This window comes from Roseateles sp. AC306 (assembly GCF_979253795.1).
This window is the reverse complement of sequence record NZ_CEEDEB010000167.1, coordinates 1-230: the sequence shown is the minus strand read 5'-3', so window position 1 is coordinate 230 and position 230 is coordinate 1. Positions and strand designations below refer to the sequence as shown.

The window sequence follows — 230 nt, the reverse complement described above, 5'->3', positions numbered from 1 at the left end:
CGGTCGAGACCCGGCCGTGGGATGCCAAGCCGCCAGGCGCATCGGCAAGCGCTGCATCGGCGCCTGTTGTCACGGCAGCCAAGGAGCCGCCACAGGAAGCTACCGGCTCCGACGACGACAACCTGGCCTGGGCCTGGCCGGTGTCGCGGCCCGTCAGCGCGGGTTTTGACGATCAGCGCAACAAGGGCCTGGCCTTTGCAGGCAAGCCGGGTGACCCGGCTTGCCTGCAA

1 pseudogene is annotated in these 230 nt (G+C 69.6%); it reads left to right on the top strand.

The window, feature by feature from the left end:
• Nucleotides 1-230 (top strand): annotated as a pseudogene (locus tag AC0IZJ_RS28830) (peptidoglycan DD-metalloendopeptidase family protein); the annotation flags it as partial.